The sequence below is a fragment of the Rhodanobacter caeni genome, assembly GCF_039523575.1.
GTDB lineage: Bacteria > Pseudomonadota > Gammaproteobacteria > Xanthomonadales > Rhodanobacteraceae > Rhodanobacter > Rhodanobacter caeni.
The window spans coordinates 610,607-633,993 of sequence record NZ_BAAAFO010000004.1 but is presented as its reverse complement, the minus strand read 5'-3'; the positions used below and the strand labels follow the sequence as shown (position 1 = coordinate 633,993).

Below are 23,387 nucleotides of genomic sequence, written 5' to 3'. Positions count from 1 at the left end.
GAACGTTGCGCCGTCATGTTCAGCACAAGGGCATCGCGCACAGGGTGCGCTCCTACGGTTTTACGCGACTGCGGGGCTCAGCGGCCGAAGATGATTTCCTGGCCTTCGTGGTCGCGGTCCCAGCTGCGCAGTTCGTCGCGGATGTGGGCGATGCGCTGGCGGCCGAGGGCGTTGCGCTCCTCGTCCAGCACATGGCCATCGAGCAGCTCGGCCAGTCGTTGCGCGGTGGGCAGCATGGCGTCCCACGCATCGAGTGCGGACAACGGTGCCGGCAGGGTCATGAAGAAGCTGACGCCCAGGGTGCGCAGGCTGTCGAGGCGGGCCAGGTCGAAATTGCCCGGCTTGAGCATGTTGGCGACGCTGAAGATCGGGCCCAGCTCCCGCTTGCCGTCCACCAGCCGGTGATAGATACCCATGTCGCCGTATTCGAGGCCGGCCTTTTCGGCGGCGACCACCAGGTCCGAGCCGCTGAACTGGCAGCCGTCACGGGCCACGACGAACAGCGTCACGATGCGCTCCACCGGCAACTGGGCGGGGCGCTTGCCCAGGTCCGACCGCGGCGGCGGCGCGGCGACGGTCGGCGGCGACGCAGGCGTGTCGACGACAGGCGCAGACGGTGCGGCGGGCGTGGGCACGATGGATGCCTGCACGACCGGTTCCGGCGCCGATACCCCGTCGCGCGGACTGGGCGCGCGCAGGACATCGACGATGGATGCCACGTGGTCGGCCAACTTGGGTTGGGGTTTGGAGACAGGCGGCGCCGACGTGCGTTCACCGGACAACGTGGCGCCCAGCCGTTCGAGTTCCTCGCGCAGACCGATGTCGAGCTCGCCCTGCTGTGCGCCCGGACCGCGCGGGCTGGGGACGTTGAATGCCGGGTCGAACGCGGCATCGTCGGCCAGGCTGGGTTCGCGCCGCTCACCGGGATTCGGATGGCCGGTTGCGCGCCGTGCACCGGGCTCCTTTTTCGGCTGGCCGAACAGCCAGATCAGCGCCAGCACGATCAGGCCCACGATCAGCATCGGAATGCCGACGGCGGGATTCCAGGCAAAGGCGAGCACGGGTTGCAGCGTCATCATGATGTCCTCAGAGCCTGCGAAAAAATTCGACCGCCATGGCGGCAGTCGCAGCCTCCCTAGGCGGCCCCCGCCAGTTTAGCTGCTTCGGCCAGATCGACCTGCACCAGGCGCGAAACGCCCGGCTCGCGCATGGTCACGCCGCACAGTTGGCTGGCCGCTTCCATGGTGGCCTTGTTGTGGCTGATGAAGATGAACTGCACCTTCTCGCTCATCTCGCGCACCATGGAGGAGAAGCGGCCCACGTTGGCCTCGTCCAGCGGCGCGTCCACCTCGTCGAGCAGGCAGAACGGCGCGGGGTTGAGGCCGAAGATGGAAAACACCAGCGCGACCGCGGTGAGCGCCTTCTCGCCGCCGGAAAGCAGCGAGATATTGGACGGCCGCTTGCCCGGCGGGCGCGCCATGATCGACACGCCGGTGTTGAGCAGGTCGTCGCCGGTGAGCTCCAGGTACGCGTGGCCGCCGCCGAACAGGCGCGGAAACAGCTCCTGCACGCCGGCATTGACCTTGTCGAAGGTTTCCTTGAAGCGCTGGCGCGTCTCGCGGTCGATCTTCTTGATCGCGCCTTCCAGCGTCTCCATCGCGTTGACCAGGTCGGCCAGCTGGTTGTCGAGATAGGTCTTGCGCTCGCTCTGCTCGGCGTGCTCCTGGATCGCGGCCAGGTTGACCGGCTCCAGCCGGGCGATCTTCTGGCCGATGTCGGCGAGCTGTTGGCGCCACTGGTCGGCGTCGATGTCGTCGGCCAGCTCGGCCAGCAGGGTTTCCAGCTCCAGGCCGGACGCGGCGATCGCCTGCGCCAGTTGCTCGGCGCGCAGCTGCAAGGCCTGGGCGGCGAGGCGTTTTTCGGACAGGCTTTCGCGCAACGCCGCCAGGCCTTGCTCGGCCATATGACGTTGCTGCTCCAGCTGGCGGAACGCGATGTCGCATTCTTCCAGCGCGCGGCGGGCTTCGACCAGTTGCTTGTCCACCAGCAGGCGCTGGTCGAGATAGGCCTGGCGCTCGGCCTCGAGCTCGGCGATGGGGTCGGAGCCGGCGGCGAGCTGTTCGTTGATCTGGTCGCGGCGCGCCTCGATCTGGCGCAGTTGGGCGTCCATGCGCGCCAGGGCCTGCTCCAGCGAGGCCAGCGACGAGCGCTTCGATTCCAGCGACAGCGCCAGCGCGTGCGACTGGTCGGCCGCCTCGCGCGCGTTCATGCGCGCTTCCTCGCGCGCTTCGAGCAGGGCGCGGCGCTCGTTTTCCAGCTCGCGGCGCTGGTCTTCCATGTCGCCCATCAGGCCGACCGATTCGTCCAGCCGGGCGCGGGCATCGCGGGTCTGGCTTTGCAGCTCGTCCAGCTGCGCCGCCAGGTCGTTCAATTCGCCGCTGACCTTCTCGGCACGGGCGCGGGCGGCTTCCAGCTTGCCGCGGTGGCTCTGCAGCTGGCCGGCCAGTTCGGACTGGCGGCGATGCGCGTTGTACAGCTCGCGCTGGGCATCGTCGCGGGCGCGCTCGGCCTCGAACTTGCGCGTGCGCAGGTCGTCGAGCTGGCTGGCGGATTCTTCCAGCTGGGCTTCCAGCGTGGCGATCTGCTCGGTGAGCAGGCGCAGGTCGCGCTCGCGCGCCAGCACGCCCACCTGGTTGCCCTGTGCGCGGCGCACGCGCGCCCACTGCGGCGACAGCCATTCGCCATCGCGCGTGATGATGGATTGTTGCGGTTGCAGCGCACCGGCACGGTTGCGCGCTTCGTCCAGCGTTTCGGCCGTCTGTACGTTGGACAGCAACTGCAGCGCCGCCGCGGGACCGCGCACGCGGGCGGCCAGCGTGCCGTTGGCGCCCTGCCCGCCGTCGGCGGCATCGAGCAGCGCCAGGTCGGCTTCGCCCAGGCTGTCGAACTCGGCCGCCAGGCCCAGCGGATCATCCACCAGCACGCCGTCGAGCAGGCCGGCCAGCACGGTTTCGACGGCCGATTCCCAGCCGTTGTCCACCTGCAACGCGGCGCCCAGCCGGCGCGCCTTGTCCAGGCCCAGCCGCGCCAGCCAGCCGCTGGCCGCACTTTCCTCCTGGCCCAGCGCCGCATGCTGCAGCGCTTCCAGCGAGGCGTAACGACCGCGGGCGGATTGCAGTTGCTGGCGTGCCTCGTTCAGGGCGGACTGCAGCTGGCGTTCTTCCTCCAGCAACTTCTCGTGGCTGGTCTTGTGCTGGTCGAGCAGGCTGCCCAGTGCTTCCACGCGCTCGCGCTGGGTATCGTGCTCGGTGTGCAACTGCTCGCCGGCGGCATCGAGCGCGGCCACGTCGGTGGCCTTCTGCTCGGCTTCCAGCATTTCGCGGCGGCGCGCCAGATCGACCGCCTGGCGGTCGAGGTAGTTGAGTTTGGTGCGCTCCACTTCGGCGGCGCGGTTGGATTCGCCGGCGCTGCGCGTGTGGTTGTCCCAGCGCTGCTGCCAGTCGGCCAGCCTGGCCTCGGTGCTGCGCTGCGCTTCGGCGGTGTCGTCCTGCATCTGCTGCAGGGCCTCAAGCTTGGGCTCGCCCTCGGCCAGCGCCAGGCGCAGCGTTTCGACCTGCTCGCGGTCGGTGGCGATATGGACGGCCAGCTCGGCATGCTCGCGCTCGGCCTCGCCCTGGGCGCGCTGCAGGCGTTCGGCGGTTTCGCGGTTGTGCTGTACCTGCTGCTCGACGCGGGCGATCTCGGCGCCGACCTTGTAGACGTCGGCCTGCACGGCGTTCAAATGCTCGCTGGCCTCCACGTGGCGTTCGCGCACGGTTTCCAGCTGCGCCTCGATCTCGCGCTGGCCGGCCAGCTGCTTCTCGATCTCGATCTCGGCGGCGGACAGGCCGGCGCCCTCGCCGTCGTGCTGGCTTTTCAGGCCCCGGTATTCCAGCGCGCGCAGCTCGGCTTCCTTGCGGGTCTGCTCTTCCTTCAGCGCCTTCCAGCGCTCGGCGGCGCGGGCCTGGCGGTTCAGGTGCTCCAGCTGCTTGTCCACCTCGTCGCGCACGTCGCGCACGCGGTCGAGGTTCTCGCGGGTGGCCTTGATGCGGTTCTCGGTTTCGCGGCGGCGCTCCTTGTATTTGGAGATGCCGGCCGCCTCCTCCAGGTGCGTGCGCAGTTCTTCGGGGTGCGCCTCGATGATCTGGCTGATCATGCCCTGCTCGATGATCGAGTAGCTGCGCGGCCCGAGGCCCGTGCCCAGGAACAGGTCGGTGATGTCGCGGCGGCGGCAGCGCGCACCGTTGAGGAAGTACGAGGATTGCCCGTCGCGCGTCACCTGGCGCTTGACCGAGATCTCCGCGTACTGGCCGTACTCGCCCTGGATGGTGCCGTCGGCGTTGTCGAAGATCAGCTCCACCGTGGCCTGCCCCACCGGCTTGCGCGAGTTGGAGCCGGAAAAGATCACGTCGGTCAGCGAATCGCCGCGCAGGCGGCTGGCCGCGCTCTCGCCCATCACCCAGCGGATGGCGTCGATGATGTTGGATTTGCCGCAGCCGTTGGGGCCCACCACGCCGATCATGTTGCTGGGCAGGTGCAGGGTGGTCGGGTCCACGAAGGACTTGAAGCCGGCGAGTTTGATGGTGCTCAGGCGCATGCGGTCATCGATGGATCATCGGAAAGTGGGCGACAGGGCACTGTGCCAAACGGCGGGCGTGGCCGCAATGCGTTCCGGCATGTCGATCAACTTCAAGTTTGTCGCGTATATCTTTGTTTACTACGGCGTTGCGTCGATCGACAACGCGTGAATACCGTTATCCATCAAGCCTTCCAGCGCCGCATAGATCATGCGGTGGCGCTTCAGCGGCAACTGACCGGCGAAGGCCGCGCTGGCGATGCGCACGTGGAAATGACCCTTGCCCTCTCCCGCGTGCCCGACGTGCCGGTGGCCTTCGTCGGCGATCTCCAGCACGGTCGGCGCCAACGCCTCGGTCAGGCGCTGGCGGATCTGCTCGATCATGGCTTCGCTCACGCCGGCAAGGCCTTGCGGAACGGCTTGATCCGCACGTCGGCGTAGACGCCGGCCGCCACGTAGGGGTCGGCATCGGCCCAGGCGCGGGCCTCGGCCAGCGACGGGAACTCGGCCAGGATCAGGCTGCCGCTGAAGCCGGCCGGGCCCGGGTCCTCCGATTCGATCGCCGGAAACGCACCGGCCACGAACAGGCGCCCCTGCTCCAGCAGCGCCTGCAGTCGCGCGATGTGCGCCGGCCGCGCGCCCTTGCGCTTCTCCAGCGAGTCGGCAACGTCCGTTCCGATGATGGCAAACCACATGATCAAGTCTCCTGATGGGATGGGGCGCGAGTCTGGCTCACGCGTTGCGCGCGGCTTCGGCCAGCTGCGCGGTGTCGACACGCACGAAAATCGAATCGCCAAGCGCGGTGAGCACGTCGCCGGCGTAAACCTCGCACAGCACGCGGGTCTTGCGCCCGACCTCGCCGTCGACGCGCGCCTTCAGCGTCAGCGGCACGTCCATCGGGGTGGGCTTGAGGAACTTGATGCCGAGGCTGCCGGTGACGCAATCGATGCGCGGCTTGCTGTCCGGCGCGCGATGCTCGGCGCGATAGTGGTAGGCCATCGCGGTCCAGTTGGAATGGCAATCGACCAGCATCGCGATCAGCCCGCCGTAAACCAGCCCCGGCCAGCCGTGGAAATCGGCGCCGGGCAGATGGCTACTGACCACGTGCACGCCGTCTTCGTGCCAGTGGCTCTTGATGTGCAGTCCATGCGGATGGGCGCTGCCGCAGCCGTAGCAGACACCATCGGGCGCGGCCAGATCCTGCAAGGCGGGCGTGTCGGTGCTCACGCTTCCGGCCGCATGTAGGGAAACAGCAGCACGTCACGGATCGAGGCCGAATCGGTCAGCAGCATCACCAGCCGGTCGATGCCTATCCCCAGGCCGCCGGTGGGCGGCAGGCCCACTTCCAGCGCGCGGATGTAGTCGGCGTCGAAGTGCATGGCCTCGTCGTCGCCGGCGTCCTTGGCGTCGACCTGGGCCTGGAAGCGCGCAGCCTGGTCTTCCGGATCGTTCAATTCGGAGAAGCCGTTGGCGATCTCCTTGCCGTTGATGAACAGCTCGAAGCGGTCGGTGATGCCCTTGTCGGTGTCGCTTTCGCGCGCCAGCGGCGACACCTCGACCGGGTGGTCGGTGATGAAGGTGGGCTGGATCAGGGTGTGCTCGACGGTGCGCTCGAAGATCTCCAGCAGCAGCTTGCCCCAGCCATAGCCGGGCTTGACCTGCACGCCGAGACGCCGCGCGTGCGCGGCCATCGCCTCGCGGTCGCGCAATTCCTCGCGCCTGATCCCGGGGTTGAGTTCCAGCACCGCGTCTTCCATGCGCCAGCGGCGGAACGCGGGGCCGACGTCGATGTCGGCGCCGTCCCAGGTCAGCGCGGTGGTGCCCAGCACGGTTTGCGCGATGTCGCGGATCAGGCCTTCGGTGAGGTCCATGATCTCGTGATAGGTGGCGTACGCCTGGTACAGCTCCAGCATGGTGAACTCGGGGTTGTGCCGGGTCGACACGCCCTCGTTGCGGAAGTTGCGGTTGATCTCGTAGACGCGATCAAAGCCGCCGACGACGAGGCGCTTGAGGTAAAGCTCCGGCGCCACGCGCAGGTACAGCTCCAGGTCCAGCGCGTTGTGATGCGTGGTGAACGGCCGCGCGGTGGCGCCGCCGGGGATCATGTGCATCATCGGCGTTTCCACTTCCATGAAGCGGCGCGTCGGTGCTTCCAGCCACTGGCGCATGCTGCCGATGATCTTCGAGCGCAGCATGAACGTACGCCGCGCCTCCTCGGTGACGATCAGGTCGACGTAGCGCTGGCGGTAGCGCTGCTCCACGTCGGCCAGGCCGTGGAACTTGTCCGGCAGCGGGCGCAGGCTCTTGGTCAGGAGGCGCAGCGTGTCGACCCGCACGGAAAGCTCGCCGGTCCTGGTGCGCATCAACAGGCCTTCGGCGCCCACGATGTCGCCCACGTCCCAGCCCTTGAACGCTTCGTACGTCTCGCCCAGCGTGCCCTGGTGCACGAACAGCTGGATGCGGCCGGTCTGGTCCTGCATCTGCACGAAGCTGACCTTGCCCTGCCCGCGCTTGAGCAGGATGCGACCTGCCACCTTCACCCGCCGCGCGAGGGCGTCGAGCGCTTCGGCTGTATGGACGTCCTTGTCGGCGAACTCGGCCTGCAGGTCACCGGCAAAGCTGTCGACCCTGAAATCGTTGGGAAACGCGATGCCCTGCGCGCGCAACGCCTTCAGCTTTTCGCGACGTTCGGCGATGAGCCGGTTTTCGTCAGGCCTGCTTTCGTCAGCGGGATTCACGTCGGTGACTGGGGTGTCGGTCGGTGCGCTCATGGAAACTCGGTTGCTCCGGGCAGCCACCGCAATGGCGTGGCTGGTTGTCGATGGCTGTTGTCGGATGACGGCTCGCGTCAGTCGCCCTTGCTGAATACCTGTTTGACCGCGTGCGTGGTGGCGTTCCAGCCGTCGCGCGCGCCATGCCCCACCGCCACACCCGCGTCCCGGGCACCGTGACCGATGCCCACGCCGGCCTCCTTCGCACCGTGACCGATCTTCCTGCCCACGCGGGCGCTGGCGTGGCCCACCTCGCGGGCGCCATCGGCGATGCCATGGCCGGCTGATTTCGCGCCCTGCTTCACGCTCTGGCCGAAGCTTTCCTGGCCCGCGTGGGCGGCCGTGCCGAACATGGCCAAACCGACGCCCATCGCCAGCACGATGCCGTTCTTCTTGCGGTTCATGGCTTCACTCCCACTGCGGCAAAAACGGCTCAGGCGTCACTGCGCTTGGAGCCGGCCTCGAGCCCCGATTTCAGACTGGCCTCGATGAATTCGTCCAGGTCGCCATCAAGCACTTTCTGCGTATCGGTGCGTTCGACGCCGGTGCGCAGATCCTTGATGCGGCTCTGGTCCAGCACGTAGTTGCGGATCTGGCTGCCCCAGCCGATGTCCGACTTGGTCGCTTCCAGCGCGTCCTTCTCGGCGTTGCGCTTCTGCACTTCCAGCTCGTACAGCTTCGCGGCCAGCATCTTCATCGCGGTGTCGCGGTTGGCGTGCTGGCTGCGGCCGGTCTGGCAGGCGACCACCGTGTTGGTGGGGATGTGCGTGATGCGCACGGCCGATTCGGTCTTGTTGACGTGCTGGCCGCCCGCGCCGGAGGAACGATAGACGTCCGTCCGCAGGTCGGCCGGGTTGATGTCGATGTCGATGTCGTCATCGACTTCGGGCGACACGAACACCGAGGTGAAGCTGGTGTGGCGGCGGTTGTCCGAGTCGAACGGCGATTTGCGCACCAGCCGGTGCACGCCGATCTCGGTCTTCAGCCAGCCGTAGGCGTAGTCGCCCTCGACGCGGAAGGTGGCGGATTTCACGCCCGCCACGTCGCCGCCGGAGACTTCCATCAACTCGGTTTTCCAGCCGCGGTTCTCGCACCAGCGCAGGTACATGCGCAGCAGCATTTCGGCCCAGTCCTGTGCCTCGGTGCCGCCGGCGCCGGCCTGGATATCGACGAACGCATTCATCGCGTCCATCTTGCCGGAGAACATGCGCTGGAACTCCAGCTTGCCGACCTGGCTTTCGAGCCGCGCCAGATCGGTGGTGACCGACTGCGCCGTCTCATCGTCCTCGTCGGCGATGGCCATCTCCAGCAATTCATCGGCATCGGTGAGGCCGGCGGTGAGGGTGTCGATGCCGTCGACAATGGTGTGCAGGCGGGCGCGCTCGCGGCCCAGCTCCTGCGCGCGGGCCGGGTCATCCCACACGGTGGGGCTTTCCAGTTCGCGGGTTACTTCTTCCAGGCGTTCGCTCTTGGAAGCGTAGTCAAAGATACCCCCGAAGCGACTCGACGCGTTCCCGGAGGTCGGCGATCTGCGCGTGGATGGGATTGGTCTCGATCATGGTGATGTCGGTGTGGGATGCAAGCCGCCTAGGATACCAGAGCGGCCCCGCCCGCTGCCCCTGCTCGCGGTGAATTGTAGGAGCGCACCCTGTGCGCGATGCCTTTCGCGACGTGGCGAAGGACATCGCGCACAAGGTGCGCTCCTGCAGGTATGGATCAGGCCAGGGCCTTTTCGTGCACGCCCTTCACCGCACGGCCCGAGGGGTCGGCCAGCTTGGCGAACTCCGGGTCCCAGGCGATGGCCGCCGGCGACGAGCAGGCAATCGACTTGCCGCCCGGCACGGTGGCCGCGCAGGCTTCGCCGGGATAGTGCTGCTCGAAGATGCGACGGTAGAAATACGCTTCCTTGGTGGCCGGCGTGTTGAACGGGTAGCGCGCGGCGGCGGCGGCGAATTCGCGGTCGCTGACCGACTGCTCGGCGTGGTCCTTCAGGCCGTCGATCCAGCCGTAGCCCACGCCATCGCTGAACTGCTCCTTCTGCCGCCACAGGATTTCCTTCGGCAGCGCGCCATCGAACGCCTCGCGCAGCACGTGCTTCTCGATCCTGCCGTTGCCGGCCATCTTGTGCTTCGCATCCAGGCCCATCGCGGCATCGAGGAATTCCAGGTCAAGGAACGGCACGCGCGCCTCCACGCCCCAGGCCATCATCGACTTGTTGGCGCGCAGGCAGTCGTAGCTGTGCAAGGTGTCGAGCTTGCGCACGGTCTCCTCGTGGAAAGCCTCGGCCGACGGCGCCTTGTGGAAGTACAGGTAGCCGCCGAAGATCTCGTCCGAACCTTCGCCCGACAGCACCATCTTCACACCCATCGCCTTGATCCGGCGCGCCAGCAGGAACATCGGGGTGGCCGCGCGGATGGTGGTGACGTCGTAGGTTTCGATGTGGCGGATCACTTCGGGAATCGCGTCCAGCCCCTCGGCGAAGGTGTAGACGAAGCCGTGGTGCACGGTGCCCAGCGCGTCGGCGGCGATCTGCGCGGCGGCCAGGTCGGGCGAGCCTTCCAGGCCGATGGCGAACGAGTGCAACCGCGGCCACCAGGCCTCGCTGCGGTCGTTGTCCTCGATGCGCTCGCGGGCGAAGCGCGCGGCGCAGGCGGCCACCAGCGACGAATCCAGCCCGCCGGACAGCAGCACGCCGTAGGGCACGTCGGTCATCAGCTGGCGATGCACGGCCTGCTCGAACGCCTGGCGCAGCGCCGCGGGCGTGAGGTCGTGGCCGCGGGTGTTGGCGTAGTCGCGCCAGTCCTTCTGGTAGTAGCGACGCAGCTCGCCGACGGCACTGTCGTACACATGGCCGGGCGGGAACGGCGCCACGTCGGCGCACAGCGTGGCCAGCGCCTTCATCTCCGATGCCACGCACAGCCGACCCTGCGCATCGTGGCCCCAGTACAGCGGGCACACGCCGATGGGATCGCGCGCGATCACGTAGCGCTTCGCCGCGCCGTCCCACAGCGCGAACGCGAAGATGCCGTTGAGCTTGTTGACGAAATCGCCGGCCGACCCGGCCCCGCCCTGCTCGCGGTACAGCGCGTTGATGACTTCGCAGTCCGAGCCGGTGGTGAAGTCGTAGCTGCTGGCGGCGCGCAGTTCGCGGTGGTTGTAGATCTCGCCGTTGACCGCCAGCGCCAGCTCGCCGTCGCGCGAACGCAGCGGCTGGGCACCGCTGGTGGGGTCCACGATGGCCAAGCGTTCGTGCACCAGGATCGCGCCTTCATCGACGAACACGCCGCTCCAGTCCGGGCCGCGATGGCGCTGGCGCTGCGACAACTCCAGTGCCTGGCGGCGCAACGCACCCAGGTCGTCACCCGGCTGCAGATCGAACATCCCGAAAATCGAACACATGCCACTACCCCTTCTCGTCAATGTGATTGATGGTGTCGCCGGTTGCCCGGCAATGATCCTGTTGCGCCCAAAAACAAAAAAGCCCGCACTGGGCGGGCCTTTTTCGCGTATGGGATGAAACTTCAGCTACGCGCCGGCCCGCCAATGGTTGGCGTTGTTATTCGCGCGATTATTGTTGCGACCGGCCAGCACACCAGGACGCGCCAGAGCGACGGCGTCGATGAAAAAACTGGCGGGCTGGAAATGCATGCTGGTCAATAGAACAGATTGGACGTCCATATGCAAGTGCCGCGTTGCAACATTGAAGGAAGGTCTGATCAACCAGCTTTTTGCTCGTCATCCCAGCGAAAGCTGGGATCCAGCGCCTCCAAGTTATTGAGTGTAAAGGCACTGGATTCCTGCTTTCGCAGGAATGACGAGCAAAATCAGAGCCTTCCTTAACCCGGCAGCAATTCGGCGATCCAGCGTTTGGCCGTCTCGAGATCGGCCAGCGAGAACAGGCGGAACTCGCCAGGCATCATGAAACCCATCGCGTTGGCCGTGGCGCGCAGCCATGCCACGTCGGTCACCAGCGCCACCCGCTCCCAGCCGCTGAAGTGGCGCGCACCCATCTTCACGTCGTCCCACATGGCGCCGGGGTCGAAGCCGGTGAAGTCCTCATCGATCACGAACAGCAAGCGCAATTTGCGGTTGAGCGCGAACGCGGCCTCCACGTCGGGGATGACCACGCGCTCGTAATCGGCGGCGGTGACCTGGCCGTGGGCGCGAAAACCCAGCGTGCCGGCGGGCAATCCTTCCATCTGCTTGATCATGGCGTTCTCCGTGGAGTGGGACGCCGCAAGCGTGAGGCACCGGTTGTGAAAAGCGGGCAACGGGCGCGCGGTTTCAGGCGGGTTCGATGTGCCGCAACAGCAACCGCGGTGACTCCCGTCCCTGCCAGTCATTGATGGTCAGCTCGTAGGCGGCGCGCAACGACGCCGGCGGCGGATCGCCGCGATAGGCGTTGAACATCACCGCATCGTGCTGCATGCCGTCGCGCGGGTCGCGCAATTGCAGCCGCAGGTGGCGCTCGCCCATCACCTTCCAGCCGATGCACTCGAAGACGTCGTCGAACAAGGGCTCGGGAAACGCCTGACCCCACGGGCCGGCGTGGCGCAGTTGCCGCGCCAGCGCCAGCGAGGCCGCGCCCGGCGGCAGGCCGCCGTCGGTGAGCAGCACGGCCTGCAGGCGTTCCGCATCGATCAGCTCCTGCGCGACCGCGTCGAACGCCGCCGCGAAGCGCGGGTAATCGCAGGTCTTCAGGCTCAGCCCGGCCGCCATCGCGTGGCCGCCGAAGCGCTCGATCAGGCCGGGATGGCGCGCGTCGATCACGGCCAGCGCGTCGCGGATATGGAAGCCGGCGATCGAACGGGCCGAGCCGCGCAGGTCGTCGGTGTTGTCCTCGCTGGCGGGCGCGAACGCGATCACCGGCCGATGCAGGCGATCCTTCAATTTCGACGCCACCAGCCCCACCACGCCGGCATGCCAGGACGGCTCGTACAAGGCCACGCCGATCGCGTCGGTGTGCGCCATGCCCGCGGCCATCACCTCGGCCTCAGCCACCATCGAGGCCTGAAGGTCGCGCCGCTCCTGGTTGATCGCACTGAGCTGTTCGGCATGGCGGCGCGCCTGCCCCACATCGTCGGTGAGCAGGCATTCGACGCCCAGGCGCATGTCTTCCAACCGACCGGCAGCATTCAGGCGCGGACCCACCACGAAACCGAGATCGCTGGCGCACAACGTCGCCAGGCTGCGCCTGCCCGATTCGATCAGCGCCGTGACGCCGGCGCAGGCTTGGCCATTGCGGATGCGCTGCAAGCCGGCAGCCACCAGCACGCGATTGTTGAAATCCAGCGGCACCAGGTCGGCCACCGTGCCCAGCGCGACCAGATCGAGCAGGCTGGAAAGATCGGGACGCGCAGGCGTTCCGGCCGCAAACAACCGCGCACGCAACGCCAGCAGCAGGTAGAACATCACGCCCACACCCGCCAGCGCCTTGCTGGGGAAGCCGTCGCCGGCCAGGTTGGGGTTCACCATCGCGTCGCAGTCGGGCAGTTGCTCGCCCGGCAGATGGTGGTCGGTGACGATGACGCGGATGCCGCGCGCTTTGGCCGCCGCCACGCCGGCCACGCTGGCCACGCCGTTGTCCACGGTGACGATGAGTTGCGGCGTGGGTTGCAGCGAGGCCACCAGGGCCGGGCTCAGGCCGTAGCCGTGGATGAAGCGGTTGGGCACGGCGTAGTCCACATGCTTCGCACCCAGCAGCCGCAACCCGCGTATCGCCACGGCGGTGCCGGTGGCGCCGTCACAGTCGTAGTCACCGGCGATCAGGATGCGCCAGTCGCCCTCGATCGCCTGCACCAGCAGGTCGACCGCCCGATCCATGCCACCCAGCATCTGCGGCGACAGCAGCCGGGCCAGCCGATGCTCCACCTGATCAGGGCCGAACACGCCGCGCGCGGCGTAGATCCGCTGCAATACCGGATGCACGGCATCAGGCCAGCCGCGGGCTTCGCCCAGGCTGGGTCGGCGGCGCAACTGCAGCGGGCCCGACGTTGCCGCGCTCAACCGCCCGCCCCGCGCCAGAAGCGCCAGCGATGCCAGGGCTTGCGCTGCCAGCGCTCGCCGCTGGCGAAGTGCAGCACCACCGGCTGGCGCGCCAGCAGCGATTGCAACGCGGGCCACCACTGGGTGGCGATGTCGCCGGCCGGCAGATCCTGCAGGTCGATCAGCCAGCCCTTGCCTGCCGTGGCCACCGTCTCGGCCGTGCGCGATCGATGCGCGGTCTGGGCGCGTGCCGCCAGCGCACGGAGCAGCACGTCATCGCTGATCACGCCAGCCCATTCGCTGCGTAACGGACCGGGCAGCGTGCCGCCGCCCCACAGCCACAGACTGTTGACCGGCGACAGCCCCTGCGCCCGCCGCTGCGCATTCAAGGGATGCTGATGCAGCAGGATCTGCACCTCGTTGAGCAGCACGCGCCAGCGCTTGCCTTGCGGGCCTTGCGGCAGGTGCTGGGCCAGGTCCTCGCCCATCGCCTGCTCGGGCGCGGCGAACACGGGCAGCGCGGCGTCCTTGGCCAGCCGCAGGTGCCAGCGATCGGGCGCAGTGATTTCCAGCAACATGCCGGCGTCGCCGAACACGGGTTTCAGCGACGCGGCCAGTGCCTGCGCGTCGGCCATGCTCAACCCGAGCTGACCGCATGCCAGCAGACGCACGCCATTGATGTCCGGCTGTATCCAGGCCGGATCGGCCGACAACCAGCCGTGGCCTGCCGCATCACCGGCGAGGTAATCGCGCGTCAACGCCGCCGCCGGCAGCGGCGAGCCCGCGCCGGGGAAATGGTCGCCCAGCCCGTCGAGATACCCGATGGAAGCGTCGGCCCGTCGATCGGCGCGGGCCAGCAACCGGCGCAGCGGATGGTCCGGCGCAAAGCGCGCCAGCGCGGGCAGCCACAGGTGCAATGGGCGTTCGGGCTTCGTGCTCATGGCAGGGCCTCCAGCCGTTCGACCAGTTCCAGCCACTCGGTTTCCAGCGCCTCTTTCTCGCGGCGCAATGCGGTCTGGCGCTGGCCCAGCCGCATCAGTTCCTGGGTGGGGCCGTTGTACGTTGCCGGGTCGGCCAGCTGGTTTTCCAGCGCGGCCAGCTCGGTGTCGATGCTGGCGGTACGGGTTTCGATGCGCGTCACCCGCTGGCGCGAGGCTTTTTCCTCATCGCGCCGGGCGGCTGCCTGGCGGCGGCGCTCCTCGGGCGACATCTCCGGCGTTTTTGCCACCGGCCTCACGGTGGCACTGGCCTTGGCGGCCTTCTTGCTGGCCGTACCACGGGTGCGCAGCCACTTGGCGTAGTCGTCCAGATCGCCGTCGAAGCTTTCCACGCTGCCGTCGGCCACGCGCCAGAAGCTGTCACAGACCAGGCCGAGCAGGTGGCGGTCGTGCGATACCAGCACCAGCGCGCCCTCGAAATCGGACAATGCGTCGGCCAGCGCTTCGCGCATGTCCAGGTCGAGATGGTTGGTGGGCTCATCCAGCAGCAGCAGGTTGGGCTTGTCCCACGCGATCAGCGCCAACGCCAGGCGCGCCCGTTCGCCGCCGGAAAAGCCGTCGACGGATTCGAAGGCGCGGTCGCCGGCGAAATTCCAGGTACCCAGGAAATCGCGCATCACCTGGGTGGCCACGCCCGGCGCCTTGTCCTGCAGGTGGTCAAGCGGGGTCGAGCCCTCGCGCAGGCTTTCCACCGTGTGCTGGGCGAAGTAGCCGATCTTCAGGTCCTTGTGTGCCTTGCGTACGCCGCTGAACGGTTCCAGCTCGCCCACCAGGGTTTTGACGAGGGTGGATTTGCCGGCGCCGTTGGGGCCGAGCAAGCCGATTCGCTCACCCGCTTCAATGGAAAAGCGCACGTCGGCCAACACCACCGCTTTCTGACGATGAACCTCGCCCGACAGGGCGGCGTTTGCCTCCTCTCCCCCCCGGGGAGAGGATTGAGGAGAGGGGATGGGGCTTGCAGCAGAACCCATCGAAACACGCTCCGATTCCCCCTCGACTCGGCCACCGCCCCCTTCCTCTGACGGGAGAGGGCGCAGAACGTAGCCCGCAGTGACGTCCTCCAGCTGCAGCATGGAATCGGGCAGCCTCCCGGGCGGCGGGAACGTGAAGCTGAAAGGCCGCTCGGCGCGCACCGCCTCGGTGCCGGCCAGCTTTTCCAGCCGCTTCATCCGCGACTGCGCCTGCTTGGCCTTGCTGGCCTTGGCCTTGAAGCGGTCGACGAAGGACTGTAGATGCGCCCGCTCGGCCTGCTCGCGCTCGTGCGAAATCTGCTGCTGGCGCAACTGCTCGGCGCGCAGGCGTTCGAACGCGCTGTAGTTGCCGGTGTACAGCTTCGCGCCGCCGCCATCGAGGTGCATGGTGTGGGTGATCACGCCGTCGAGGAATTCGCGGTCGTGCGAAATGATCAGCAAGGTGCCCTGGTAGCGACGCAGCCATTCCTCCAGCCACAACACGGCATCGAGGTCGAGATGGTTGGTGGGCTCATCCAGCAGCAGCAGGTCGGAGGGACACATCAGCGCGCGTGCCAGGTTCAGGCGCCCGCGCCAGCCGCCGGAGAATTCCTTCACCGCGCGCTCGTGTGTCTCGGGCGAGAAGCCCAGTCCGTGCATCAGCTTGCCGGCGCGGGCGCGGCCGTCGTAACCGTGCAGTTCCTCGATGCGGTGGTGGGCCAGCGCCATCGCCTCCATGTCGCCGCGCTCGCCGGCTTCGACTTCCGCCGCCAGCGCGGCAGCCAGCTCGGGATCGCCGCCCAGCACGTAATCGATCGCGGCATCGGGCAACGCAGGGGTTTCCTGATCCACCGATGCCAACCGCACCTTGGCCGGCATGTCGAGTTCGCCCGCGTCGCTTTCCAGCTTGCCCTGCAAGGCGGCGAACAGGCTGGACTTGCCGCAGCCATTGCGGCCGATCACGCCCAGCCGCCAGCCGGCCTGGATCACCAGGTCGATATCGGAAAGCAGCAGGCGGCTGCCGCGGCGCAGCGCGAAGTGTCGAAAGGCGATCATGGAATGAGCAGGTGTCCGGAAGCAGGCGTGCGGTCGCCACAGCCGCCCATGATAGCCGCCCGGCCCCGCCATCACCGACTCGGGCGACGATGGCGCAGGCGAATGCCGATCACGTCGCAACCGGCGCCAACGAACATGGCGTAGCATCGGCAGTTCTGATAAAACAACGCCGCATACAGCTTGTATGGAGAGGGGAATCCATGGTCACGTCCACGAACGGCTTGCCGATCATCGTCATGCTCGCTGCGCTTGCCGGCCTGGCGGCCTCGCCCGCGGCCCACGCCCTTCAATCCCGCACCACGCACGGTGACAACCTGTTGATCCATCGCGTGCAGCAGGAACAGGGCATGAACCTGCCCCGGCGCGGGCTCAGCATGGCCCAGGTCGAACGTGATTACGGCGCACCGCTGCGCAAGCTGTCGCCACGCGGTGGCGATACGAAGAAACACCCGGTCATCAACCGCTGGGACTACGCCAAGTTCATCGTGTATTTCGAGCACGACCACGTGATCCACTCGGTGCTCAACACGCCCGCGGGCAACAATACGAACCCGGCGGCGGTGCAGTAAGAGCCGCGGATAAGATCCACCGGCACCGCGTCGGGTGCCGCTCCCTTTACACTTGCCGTTTCGCCCGCCGGGCTTCGAGACGCGAGTGCCGACATGACCGCCACCCCCCAACTGCGCCTGCCGGCCGAATGGGAGCCGCAATCCGCCGTGCTGATCGCCTGGCCGCACGCCGGCACCGACTGGGCCGACCGCCTGGCCGCGGTGGAATCCACCTACGTGGCGCTGGGCGCCGCGATCACCCGGTTCCAGTCGCTCATCATCGTGGTGGCCGACGCCACCGTGAAAACGCATGCGCAGGAAAAGCTTGCTGCCGCGGGCGCCGATCTTTCGCGCATCCGCTTCGTCGAGCTGCCCTACGACGACACCTGGCTGCGCGATTCGGGCCCGATCACGCTGGCCGCCGGCGATCGTTTCCAGCTCACCGATTTCCGCTTCACCGGCTGGGGCGGCAAGTTCGGCGCGGCGCAGGATGACGCGCTGGTGGCGGGCCTGGTCGACGCCGGCGTGTTCGGCAACGCCGCCCACAAGCGCATCGACTGGGCGCTGGAAGGCGGCGGCATCGAGAGCGACGGCGCCGGCACGATCCTCACCACCTGGCGCTGCCTGGTGCAGCGGCATCCGGACCAGTCGCGCGAGGCGATGAGCGCGATCCTGCGCGACGGCCTGCATGCCGAACGCGTGCTGTGGCTGGACTACGGCTACCTCGAAGGCGACGATACCGACGCGCACATCGACACCCTCGCCCGCTTGGCGCCCGGCGACCGCATCGTCTACCAGGCCTGTGAGGACGCCAGCGACCCGCATTACGACGAGCTGCAGCGCATGGCCGCCGAACTGGCCGCGCTGCGCACGGCGGATGGACGTCCATACCAGCTGTACCCGCTGCCATGGGCGCAGCCGATCATCGATGAAGGCCGCCGGCTCGCCGCGTCGTACGCCAATTACCTGATCGTCAACGGCGCCGTGCTGGTGCCGGCCTATGGCGACGCCGCCGACGACGAGGCCGCGCGCATCATCGGCACGGCGCATCCCGGACGCGAGGTGGTGCAGGTGCCGTGCCGGGCGCTGATCTGGCAGAACGGCAGCCTGCACTGCATCACCATGCAATTGCCTGCGGGCATGGCGCACTGACGAAAAGGGCCCGCCGCCACGCGACAACTTTGGCGGCGCCATCACCCCCACCCGCTAAACTGGGCCGACTGGCCCATCCGGCAGGACATTCCATGACCCGCAAGACCCTCAAAGTCGCACTGCTGCAGGAAACCGACCGCGGCAGCCGCGACGCCAACCTCGACGCCATCGAGACCGGCCTGCGCGAAGCGGCCGGCGCCGGCGCACAACTGGTTCTGCTGCAGGAACTGCACAACGGCCCGTATTTCTGCCAGCGCGAATCGGTGGAGGTTTTCGACCAGGCCGAAACCATCCCCGGCCCCGGCACCGCACGCATCGGCAAGCTGGCGCAGGAGCTGCAGCTGGTCGTGGTGGCATCGCTGTTCGAGAAGCGCGCTGCAGGCCTGTACCACAACACGGCGGTGGTGTTCGATCGCTCGGCCGAGATCGCCGGCAAATACCGCAAGATGCACATCCCGGACGATCCGGCGTTCTACGAAAAGTTCTATTTCACCCCGGGCGACCTGGGCTTCGAGCCGATCGATACCTCGGTGGGCCGGCTCGGCGTGCTGGTGTGCTGGGACCAGTGGTATCCCGAAGCCGCCCGCCTGATGGCGCTGGCCGGCGCCGAACTGCTGCTCTACCCCACCGCGATCGGCTGGGATCCCACCGACGACCAGCCGGAAAAGGATCGCCAGCGCGACGCCTGGATCACGGTGCAGCGCGGCCACGCCGTGGCCAACGGCCTGCCGCTGCTGGCATGCAATCGCACCGGCTTCGAGGCCGCTCCCGATGACGTCGGCGCGGGTATCCAGTTCTGGGGCAACAGCTTCGTGGCCGGGCCGCAGGGCGAGTTCCTGGCGCAGGCGGGCACCGACCGGCGCGAATTGCTGCTGGCCGACATCGACCTCGAGCGCAGCGAACATGTACGCCGCATCTGGCCGTTCCTGCGCGACCGCCGCATCGACGCCTACGCCGACCTGCTCAAGCGCTTCCGCGACTGACGTGGCGCCATTTCATTCCGCTTGTTCCGCATGCCGGTCATCCCCATGCTTGGACTTCACCCCGACCGGCCTGCTGATCGCATGAGTGTTCCCGAAACCGATTCCACTTTGTCTGCGCCGCTGGCGTTGCAGGACCAACCCGTCGAGCGGGTGATCCGCGGCGACGTGGAATACGTGGTGCTGGGCACCGCGCACGTATCGCGCAGCAGCATGGAGGCGGTGGAGGCGATGCTGGCGCACGAGCCGTTCGATGCGGTCGCCGTGGAGTTGTGCGAGAGCCGCGCCCAGGGCATGCGCGATCCCGAAGCGTTCAAGCAGATGGATCTGTTCAAGGTGATCCGCCAGGGCAAGGCCGGCATGGTCGCCGCCAGCCTGGTGCTGTCGACCTTCCAGAAACGCCTGGCCGACCAGTCCGGCATCCAGCCCGGCGCGGAAATGAAGGCGGCGATGGATGGCGCCGAACAGCGTCAGTTGCCGCTGTGGCTGATCGACCGCGAGGTCGGCACCACCTTGAAACGGGCGTGGCGCAGCGTGGGTTTCTGGCAGCGTTTCGGCTTGCTCGGCGGCCTGCTGGCCAGCGTGTTCGAGCGCGAGCAGATCGAGCAGGTCGAGATCGAGAAGCTGAAACAGGGCGACTTGCTGGAGAGTGCCTTCAGCGAGTTCGCCAGCGAGTCCAAGCCGCTGTACGACAGCCTGATCGGTGAGCGCGATGCGTTCATGGCTGCGCGGTTGCGGCAGGAAGCGGCGCGGTCGTCCACCGCCGAAACACCGACCCGCCGCGTGCTGGTGGTGATTGGCGCAGGACACCTCAAGGGCCTGTGCGAGCAGTTGCGCACGCAGCAGGACGATCCTTCCGCCAAGGTCGCGGCACTGGCCGCGACGCCGCCCAAGGCGCGCTGGCCGAAGTGGCTTGCGGCGGCGCTGGTGTTGCTGGTGTTTGCCGCCATCGGCTACGCCTTCCATCGCAACACGGCACTGGGCGCGCAGGCATTGCGTGACTGGATAGTGTTCACCGGTGGCTTTGCCGCGCTCGGCGCGCTGGTCGCGGGCGCGCATCCGCTGAGCATCGCGGCGGCTTTCGTCGCCGCGCCGATCAAACCGTTCCGCCCCGGCATCCCCGCCGGCGGCATCAGTGCGACGGCCGAAGCCTGGGTGCGGCGTCCGCGCGTGGTCGACTTCGACACCTTGCGCGACGACATCGTCCACTGGAGCGGCTGGTGGAAAAATCGCGTGGCCCGCACGCTGCTGAATTTCTTTCTGGTCAGCGTGGGCACGATCGTCGGCGAGTACAGCGCCGGTATCCATATTTTCAAGAGTCTGGTCTGAGCCAAGCGGCAAACGCCGACGTAGTCGTGTTGTCCCCGCGTCAACGCAACGTCTATACTTGGCCGGTTGCATACACTCCACACCCGCCGCACCCGTGGGAACGAATTCGATGACTCGACTGCAATTGCTCGGCTTGGCCGCGGCTTCCGTCCTCTTTGCCGCCACCAGCGCACATGCCGAGGGCGACAAGGCTGCCGGCCGCAAATTGATCTACACCTGCGCTGGCTGCCATGGCGTACCCGGCTACACCAATGCTTATCCGCAATATCCGGTGCCCAAGATCGCCGGCCAGAATGAGCAGTACATCGTCAATGCCCTGAACGGGTACAAGAGTGGCGATCGCGTCCATCCCACGATGGATGCCCAGGCAAGCAGCTTGTCCGACACGGACATCCAGAACATCGCTGCCTATCTCTCCAGTCTCGCCAGCAAATAAGCTCAGGTACCCAAGGATTTCCGCATGAATCGTGCACTGGTTCTACTTTCGTTCGGCGCCGCCCTGGCGTTCGCTTCGGTCCAGTCAATGGCCGCCGACGCCGGCAACGCTGCCAACGGCAAGGAAAAGGCGGCCACCTGCTTTGCCTGCCATGGCACCGATGGCAACGCCGTCGATCCGCAGTATCCGCGCCTGGCCGGCCAGTACCACCTGTATCTCTCCCACGTGATGCACGAGTACAAGAACGGCCAGCGCAACAACCCGATCATGAAGGGCATGGTCTCGACCTTGTCCGACCAGGATATCGAAGACATCGCCGCCTACTTTTCCAGCCTGCCGAGCAAGCTGGACACGCTCAAGGGGCATGTGCAGGGCGACAACTGAGAGCCGTCAAGCCTGATTTGAATAAAGCCCGCTTCGGCGGGCTTTTTCGTGGGCTTCCTGGCTGAATCACACCGCGGCCGACGCACCCTCGTGCTTGCTGTAGTACGGGGTGGTACCACCGGCATGATCGGTCGCGTCGCGCACGGCGGTGATCTCCGGCACCCGTTCGCGCAGGGTTTTTTCCACCCCTTGCTTGAGCGTCACGTCGACCATGCCGCAACCATGGCAACCGCCGCCAAACTGCAACAGCACCACGCCATCGGCATCGATCTCCAGCAGGCTGACGCGGCCACCATGCGAGGCAAGCTTGGGGTTGATCTCGGCCTCCAGAACGTAGCGCACACGTTCGATCAAGCCGGCTTCCACGCCGGGCACATGGCCCTTGATCATCGGCGCGCGGATGTTCAGCTGGCCACCCGTGGCGGTTGGCTCGAAGTCGATGGTGGCGTTGTCCAGCCAGCGCGCGCTGTCGCCATCGACATGAAAATTGAAACCGGCGCATTCGATGGTCCACTCGCCGCCGACCAGGTCGACCGGCTCGCAGAACTCCAGCTCGCAGTTCGCTGCCGGCGTGCCCGGTGCCGTGACGCGCAGGCGAATGCTGAGGTCATCGATGCCTTGTTGCGATAGAAGGCGCAGGAAATGCTGTTGCGCGCGTTCCGAAATGTCGATCATGCCTGCTCCGACCAAAAACTGGCGCCGCCGCTGCGGCTAATCAGCACCATTTTAGTCCAGTTTCAGCCTGCACGCGCGGCTTTGACTTTTCAGGCGCCAGGATCAAGGCTGGATGGCTCCCCTTTGAGCTCTTGGAGTACCGATGAACGCCCACCCGTTGTCCGCGCAACACTGCCAACCGCGCAAGGGAAAAGAGCACGCCCTGGATGCATCGGCGGTGCAGGAGCTCTTGCAGCAATTGCCCGGATGGGAACTCGGCGCCGACGGCAAGGCCATCGTCAAGGATTTCCGCTTCGATGATTTCCACCGCACGCTCGGCTTCATCAACGCCGTGGGCTTCATGGCCAACCACGAGGATCATCATCCCGACATCGAAGCAGGCTACGGCCATTGCCGGCTGGCGTGGTCGACCCACGATGTGGGCGGTTTGTCGCTGAACGATTTCATCTGCGCGGCGCGGGTCGAGGCGCTGCTCGAGCGCTGATCAGATATCCGTGCGCGACTTGTCGCGGGTGTAGACCAGGCGCTTGCCCTTGACGGACAGCACGTCGAGAAAGGCCTTCAGGTCCTCCGGCAGCGGCGTGGAAAAACTGTACGAACGCCCATCCAGCTCGAAACCCAGATGCGCCGCGTGAAGGAACAGGCGCTGCAAGCCCATCTCGCGGAAACGCTTGTTCATTTCCCGATCGCCATATTTGGGATCGCCGGCCAGCGGATGGCCGATATGGGCGGCATGCACGCGGATCTGATGCGTGCGGCCACTGCCCAGCGTGGCCTGCATCAGGCGCGCGCCCGGGTACTGTTCCATTTCGCGGAAGAACGTCAGCGACGGCTTGCCGCTGTCGGCCACCCGCACCATCCGCTCGCCGCCTTGCAGCACCGATTTCAGCAAGGGCGCATTCACGTCGAACTTGGCCTTGGAGGGATGGCCGAGCATCAGGCACAGGTATTGTTTGGTGACCTCGCCGGCGCGGATCAACGCCTGCAGGCCGGTCAGCCCGGCGCGCGTGCGGGCAAACACCAGCACGCCGCTGGTATCGCGGTCGAGCCGGTGCACCAGTTCCAGGTGCTCCTGCGGCCGCGCCGCGCGCAACAGTTCGATGGCGCCGTGGCTGACACCGCTGCCGCCGTGGCTGGCCACGCCGGAGGGCTTGTCGATCACCAGAAAGTGTTTGTCCTCGAACAGGATCGCATCGGCCACCGAGGCCACCAGGCCGCCGGCCGGCGCCCTGCCTTCCTCCCGTTCGGCCACACGGACCGGCGGGATGCGCAGCGTATCGCCGTCCGCGAGACGCGTGTCCGGCTTGGCCCGCTTGCCGTTGATACGCACCTGGCCGGTGCGCAGCAGCCGGTAGACCATGCTCTTGGGAACGCCTTTGAGCAGGGTCATCAAGGCATTGTCGATGCGCTGGCCATCCCGTTCGGGGCCAACCACGACTTGACGCACACCTTGAGGTGCATCGGGGGAAGTTACCGTTTGCATTGAAAAAAACCTGCTGAAATAGGAT

22 protein-coding genes are annotated in these 23,387 nt (G+C 67.0%); 7 read left to right on the top strand and 15 right to left on the bottom strand.

Features of this window, described 5'->3' with window-relative positions:
- Positions 1–77: 77 nt before the first annotated feature.
- The 13 genes from zipA to ABD017_RS15640 form a co-directional block, all read right to left on the bottom strand.
- A complete protein-coding gene (gene zipA, locus ABD017_RS15700) occupies positions 78–1,076 on the bottom strand; it encodes a cell division protein ZipA (RefSeq protein ID WP_343883719.1) in 999 nt (332 codons plus the stop codon).
- 59 nt (positions 1,077–1,135) lie between these two features.
- A complete protein-coding gene (gene smc, locus ABD017_RS15695; RefSeq protein WP_343883718.1) occupies positions 1,136–4,636 on the bottom strand; it encodes a chromosome segregation protein SMC in 3,501 nt (1,166 codons plus the stop codon).
- A gap of 120 nt (positions 4,637–4,756) precedes the next feature.
- Complete coding sequence (locus ABD017_RS15690; RefSeq protein WP_343883785.1) at positions 4,757–4,999, bottom strand: BolA family protein; 243 nt, start codon at positions 4,997–4,999, stop codon at positions 4,757–4,759.
- Between the two features lie 8 nt (positions 5,000–5,007).
- Positions 5,008–5,310 (bottom strand): YciI family protein, encoded by a 303-nt coding sequence (locus ABD017_RS15685; RefSeq protein WP_343883717.1) that lies wholly within the window; start codon positions 5,308–5,310, stop codon positions 5,008–5,010.
- 37 nt (positions 5,311–5,347) lie between these two features.
- Positions 5,348–5,842 carry a PaaI family thioesterase gene (locus ABD017_RS15680; RefSeq protein ID WP_343883716.1) on the bottom strand — a complete coding sequence of 165 codons (495 nt, stop codon included), beginning with the start codon at positions 5,840–5,842 and terminating at the stop codon, positions 5,348–5,350.
- Positions 5,839–7,386, bottom strand: coding sequence for a lysine--tRNA ligase (gene lysS / locus ABD017_RS15675; RefSeq protein WP_343883715.1), 1,548 nt, complete (start codon positions 7,384–7,386; stop codon positions 5,839–5,841). Before lysS ends, ABD017_RS15680 begins: the two co-directional genes overlap by 4 nt.
- Positions 7,387–7,463: 77 nt before the next feature.
- Positions 7,464–7,790, bottom strand: a complete 327-nt coding sequence (locus tag ABD017_RS15670; protein WP_343883714.1) for a hypothetical protein — start codon at positions 7,788–7,790, stop codon at positions 7,464–7,466.
- A gap of 29 nt (positions 7,791–7,819) precedes the next feature.
- Positions 7,820–8,945 (bottom strand): peptide chain release factor 2 gene (gene prfB / locus ABD017_RS15665; protein ID WP_343883713.1). Its coding sequence is split into 2 segments (ribosomal slippage): positions 7,820–8,869 and positions 8,871–8,945, totalling 1,125 coding nucleotides; the frame shifts between segments, so codons are not numbered across the junction.
- Positions 8,946–9,102: 157 nt separating this feature from the next.
- Positions 9,103–10,785 carry an asparagine synthase B gene (gene asnB, locus ABD017_RS15660; protein WP_343883712.1) on the bottom strand — a complete coding sequence of 561 codons (1,683 nt, stop codon included), beginning with the start codon at positions 10,783–10,785 and terminating at the stop codon, positions 9,103–9,105.
- Between the two features lie 437 nt (positions 10,786–11,222).
- Positions 11,223–11,597, bottom strand: a complete 375-nt coding sequence (locus ABD017_RS15655) for a SpoIIAA family protein (RefSeq protein ID WP_343883710.1) — start codon at positions 11,595–11,597, stop codon at positions 11,223–11,225.
- Positions 11,598–11,670: 73 nt separating this feature from the next.
- Positions 11,671–13,392 carry a single-stranded-DNA-specific exonuclease RecJ gene (gene recJ, locus ABD017_RS15650; protein WP_343883708.1) on the bottom strand — a complete coding sequence of 574 codons (1,722 nt, stop codon included), beginning with the start codon at positions 13,390–13,392 and terminating at the stop codon, positions 11,671–11,673.
- A complete protein-coding gene (locus ABD017_RS15645) occupies positions 13,389–14,312 on the bottom strand; it encodes a phosphoglycerate mutase (protein WP_343883707.1) in 924 nt (307 codons plus the stop codon). Before ABD017_RS15645 ends, recJ begins: the two co-directional genes overlap by 4 nt.
- Positions 14,309–16,375, bottom strand: a complete 2,067-nt coding sequence (locus ABD017_RS15640; protein WP_343883706.1) for an ABC-F family ATP-binding cassette domain-containing protein — start codon at positions 16,373–16,375, stop codon at positions 14,309–14,311. Before ABD017_RS15640 ends, ABD017_RS15645 begins: the two co-directional genes overlap by 4 nt.
- Positions 16,376–16,575: 200 nt before the next feature.
- On the opposite strand from ABD017_RS15640, the gene ABD017_RS15635 reads away from it, so the two are divergent.
- From ABD017_RS15635 to ABD017_RS15610, 6 genes are all read left to right on the top strand, one after another.
- The gene (locus ABD017_RS15635) at positions 16,576–16,944 is read left to right on the top strand and encodes a hypothetical protein (RefSeq protein WP_343883705.1); all 369 of its coding nucleotides are present in this window, start codon (positions 16,576–16,578) and stop codon (positions 16,942–16,944) included.
- A gap of 93 nt (positions 16,945–17,037) precedes the next feature.
- Entirely contained in the window at positions 17,038–18,075 is a 1,038-nt protein-coding gene (locus ABD017_RS15630) for an agmatine deiminase family protein (RefSeq protein ID WP_343883704.1), read from the top strand.
- Positions 18,076–18,167: 92 nt separating this feature from the next.
- Complete coding sequence (locus ABD017_RS15625; protein ID WP_343883703.1) at positions 18,168–19,058, top strand: carbon-nitrogen hydrolase; 891 nt, start codon at positions 18,168–18,170, stop codon at positions 19,056–19,058.
- An 81-nt stretch (positions 19,059–19,139) separates the two neighbouring features.
- On the top strand, positions 19,140–20,384 hold the full coding sequence (locus ABD017_RS15620) for a TraB/GumN family protein (protein WP_343883702.1): 1,245 nt from the start codon (positions 19,140–19,142) through the stop codon (positions 20,382–20,384).
- Positions 20,385–20,493: 109 nt separating this feature from the next.
- Positions 20,494–20,820, top strand: coding sequence for a c-type cytochrome (locus tag ABD017_RS15615; RefSeq protein ID WP_343883701.1), 327 nt, complete (start codon positions 20,494–20,496; stop codon positions 20,818–20,820).
- 24 nt (positions 20,821–20,844) lie between these two features.
- The gene (locus tag ABD017_RS15610; RefSeq protein ID WP_343883700.1) at positions 20,845–21,204 is read left to right on the top strand and encodes a c-type cytochrome; all 360 of its coding nucleotides are present in this window, start codon (positions 20,845–20,847) and stop codon (positions 21,202–21,204) included.
- Positions 21,205–21,270: 66 nt separating this feature from the next.
- On the opposite strand, the gene ABD017_RS15605 is transcribed toward ABD017_RS15610, so the two are convergent.
- On the bottom strand, positions 21,271–21,879 hold the full coding sequence (locus ABD017_RS15605) for an NfuA family Fe-S biogenesis protein (protein ID WP_343883699.1): 609 nt from the start codon (positions 21,877–21,879) through the stop codon (positions 21,271–21,273).
- A 142-nt stretch (positions 21,880–22,021) separates the two neighbouring features.
- On the opposite strand from ABD017_RS15605, the gene ABD017_RS15600 reads away from it, so the two are divergent.
- Positions 22,022–22,363 carry a 4a-hydroxytetrahydrobiopterin dehydratase gene (locus tag ABD017_RS15600; protein ID WP_343883698.1) on the top strand — a complete coding sequence of 114 codons (342 nt, stop codon included), beginning with the start codon at positions 22,022–22,024 and terminating at the stop codon, positions 22,361–22,363.
- Here ABD017_RS15600 and ABD017_RS15595 read toward each other — a convergent pair whose 3' ends face one another.
- A complete protein-coding gene (locus ABD017_RS15595) occupies positions 22,364–23,362 on the bottom strand; it encodes an RluA family pseudouridine synthase (RefSeq protein ID WP_343883697.1) in 999 nt (332 codons plus the stop codon).
- Positions 23,363–23,387 lie beyond the last annotated feature (25 nt).

Bases quoted from the DNA above. Each gene is read 5' to 3' on its own strand.
- zipA (WP_343883719.1), bottom strand. From the start codon at position 1,076: ATGACGCTGCAACCCGTGCTCGCCTTTGCCTGGAATCCCGCCGTCGGC.
- smc (WP_343883718.1), bottom strand. From the start codon at position 4,636: ATGCGCCTGAGCACCATCAAACTCGCCGGCTTCAAGTCCTTCGTGGAC.
- ABD017_RS15690 (WP_343883785.1), bottom strand. From the start codon at position 4,999: ATGATCGAGCAGATCCGCCAGCGCCTGACCGAGGCGTTGGCGCCGACC.
- ABD017_RS15685 (WP_343883717.1), bottom strand. From the start codon at position 5,310: ATGTGGTTTGCCATCATCGGAACGGACGTTGCCGACTCGCTGGAGAAG.
- lysS (WP_343883715.1), bottom strand. From the start codon at position 7,386: ATGAGCGCACCGACCGACACCCCAGTCACCGACGTGAATCCCGCTGAC.
- ABD017_RS15670 (WP_343883714.1), bottom strand. From the start codon at position 7,790: ATGAACCGCAAGAAGAACGGCATCGTGCTGGCGATGGGCGTCGGTTTG.
- asnB (WP_343883712.1), bottom strand. From the start codon at position 10,785: ATGTGTTCGATTTTCGGGATGTTCGATCTGCAGCCGGGTGACGACCTG.
- ABD017_RS15655 (WP_343883710.1), bottom strand. From the start codon at position 11,597: ATGATCAAGCAGATGGAAGGATTGCCCGCCGGCACGCTGGGTTTTCGC.
- ABD017_RS15645 (WP_343883707.1), bottom strand. From the start codon at position 14,312: ATGAGCACGAAGCCCGAACGCCCATTGCACCTGTGGCTGCCCGCGCTG.
- ABD017_RS15640 (WP_343883706.1), bottom strand. From the start codon at position 16,375: ATGATCGCCTTTCGACACTTCGCGCTGCGCCGCGGCAGCCGCCTGCTG.
- ABD017_RS15635 (WP_343883705.1), top strand. From the start codon at position 16,576: ATGGTCACGTCCACGAACGGCTTGCCGATCATCGTCATGCTCGCTGCG.
- ABD017_RS15630 (WP_343883704.1), top strand. From the start codon at position 17,038: ATGACCGCCACCCCCCAACTGCGCCTGCCGGCCGAATGGGAGCCGCAA.
- ABD017_RS15625 (WP_343883703.1), top strand. From the start codon at position 18,168: ATGACCCGCAAGACCCTCAAAGTCGCACTGCTGCAGGAAACCGACCGC.
- ABD017_RS15620 (WP_343883702.1), top strand. From the start codon at position 19,140: ATGAGTGTTCCCGAAACCGATTCCACTTTGTCTGCGCCGCTGGCGTTG.
- ABD017_RS15615 (WP_343883701.1), top strand. From the start codon at position 20,494: ATGACTCGACTGCAATTGCTCGGCTTGGCCGCGGCTTCCGTCCTCTTT.
- ABD017_RS15610 (WP_343883700.1), top strand. From the start codon at position 20,845: ATGAATCGTGCACTGGTTCTACTTTCGTTCGGCGCCGCCCTGGCGTTC.
- ABD017_RS15605 (WP_343883699.1), bottom strand. From the start codon at position 21,879: ATGATCGACATTTCGGAACGCGCGCAACAGCATTTCCTGCGCCTTCTA.
- ABD017_RS15600 (WP_343883698.1), top strand. From the start codon at position 22,022: ATGAACGCCCACCCGTTGTCCGCGCAACACTGCCAACCGCGCAAGGGA.
- ABD017_RS15595 (WP_343883697.1), bottom strand. From the start codon at position 23,362: ATGCAAACGGTAACTTCCCCCGATGCACCTCAAGGTGTGCGTCAAGTC.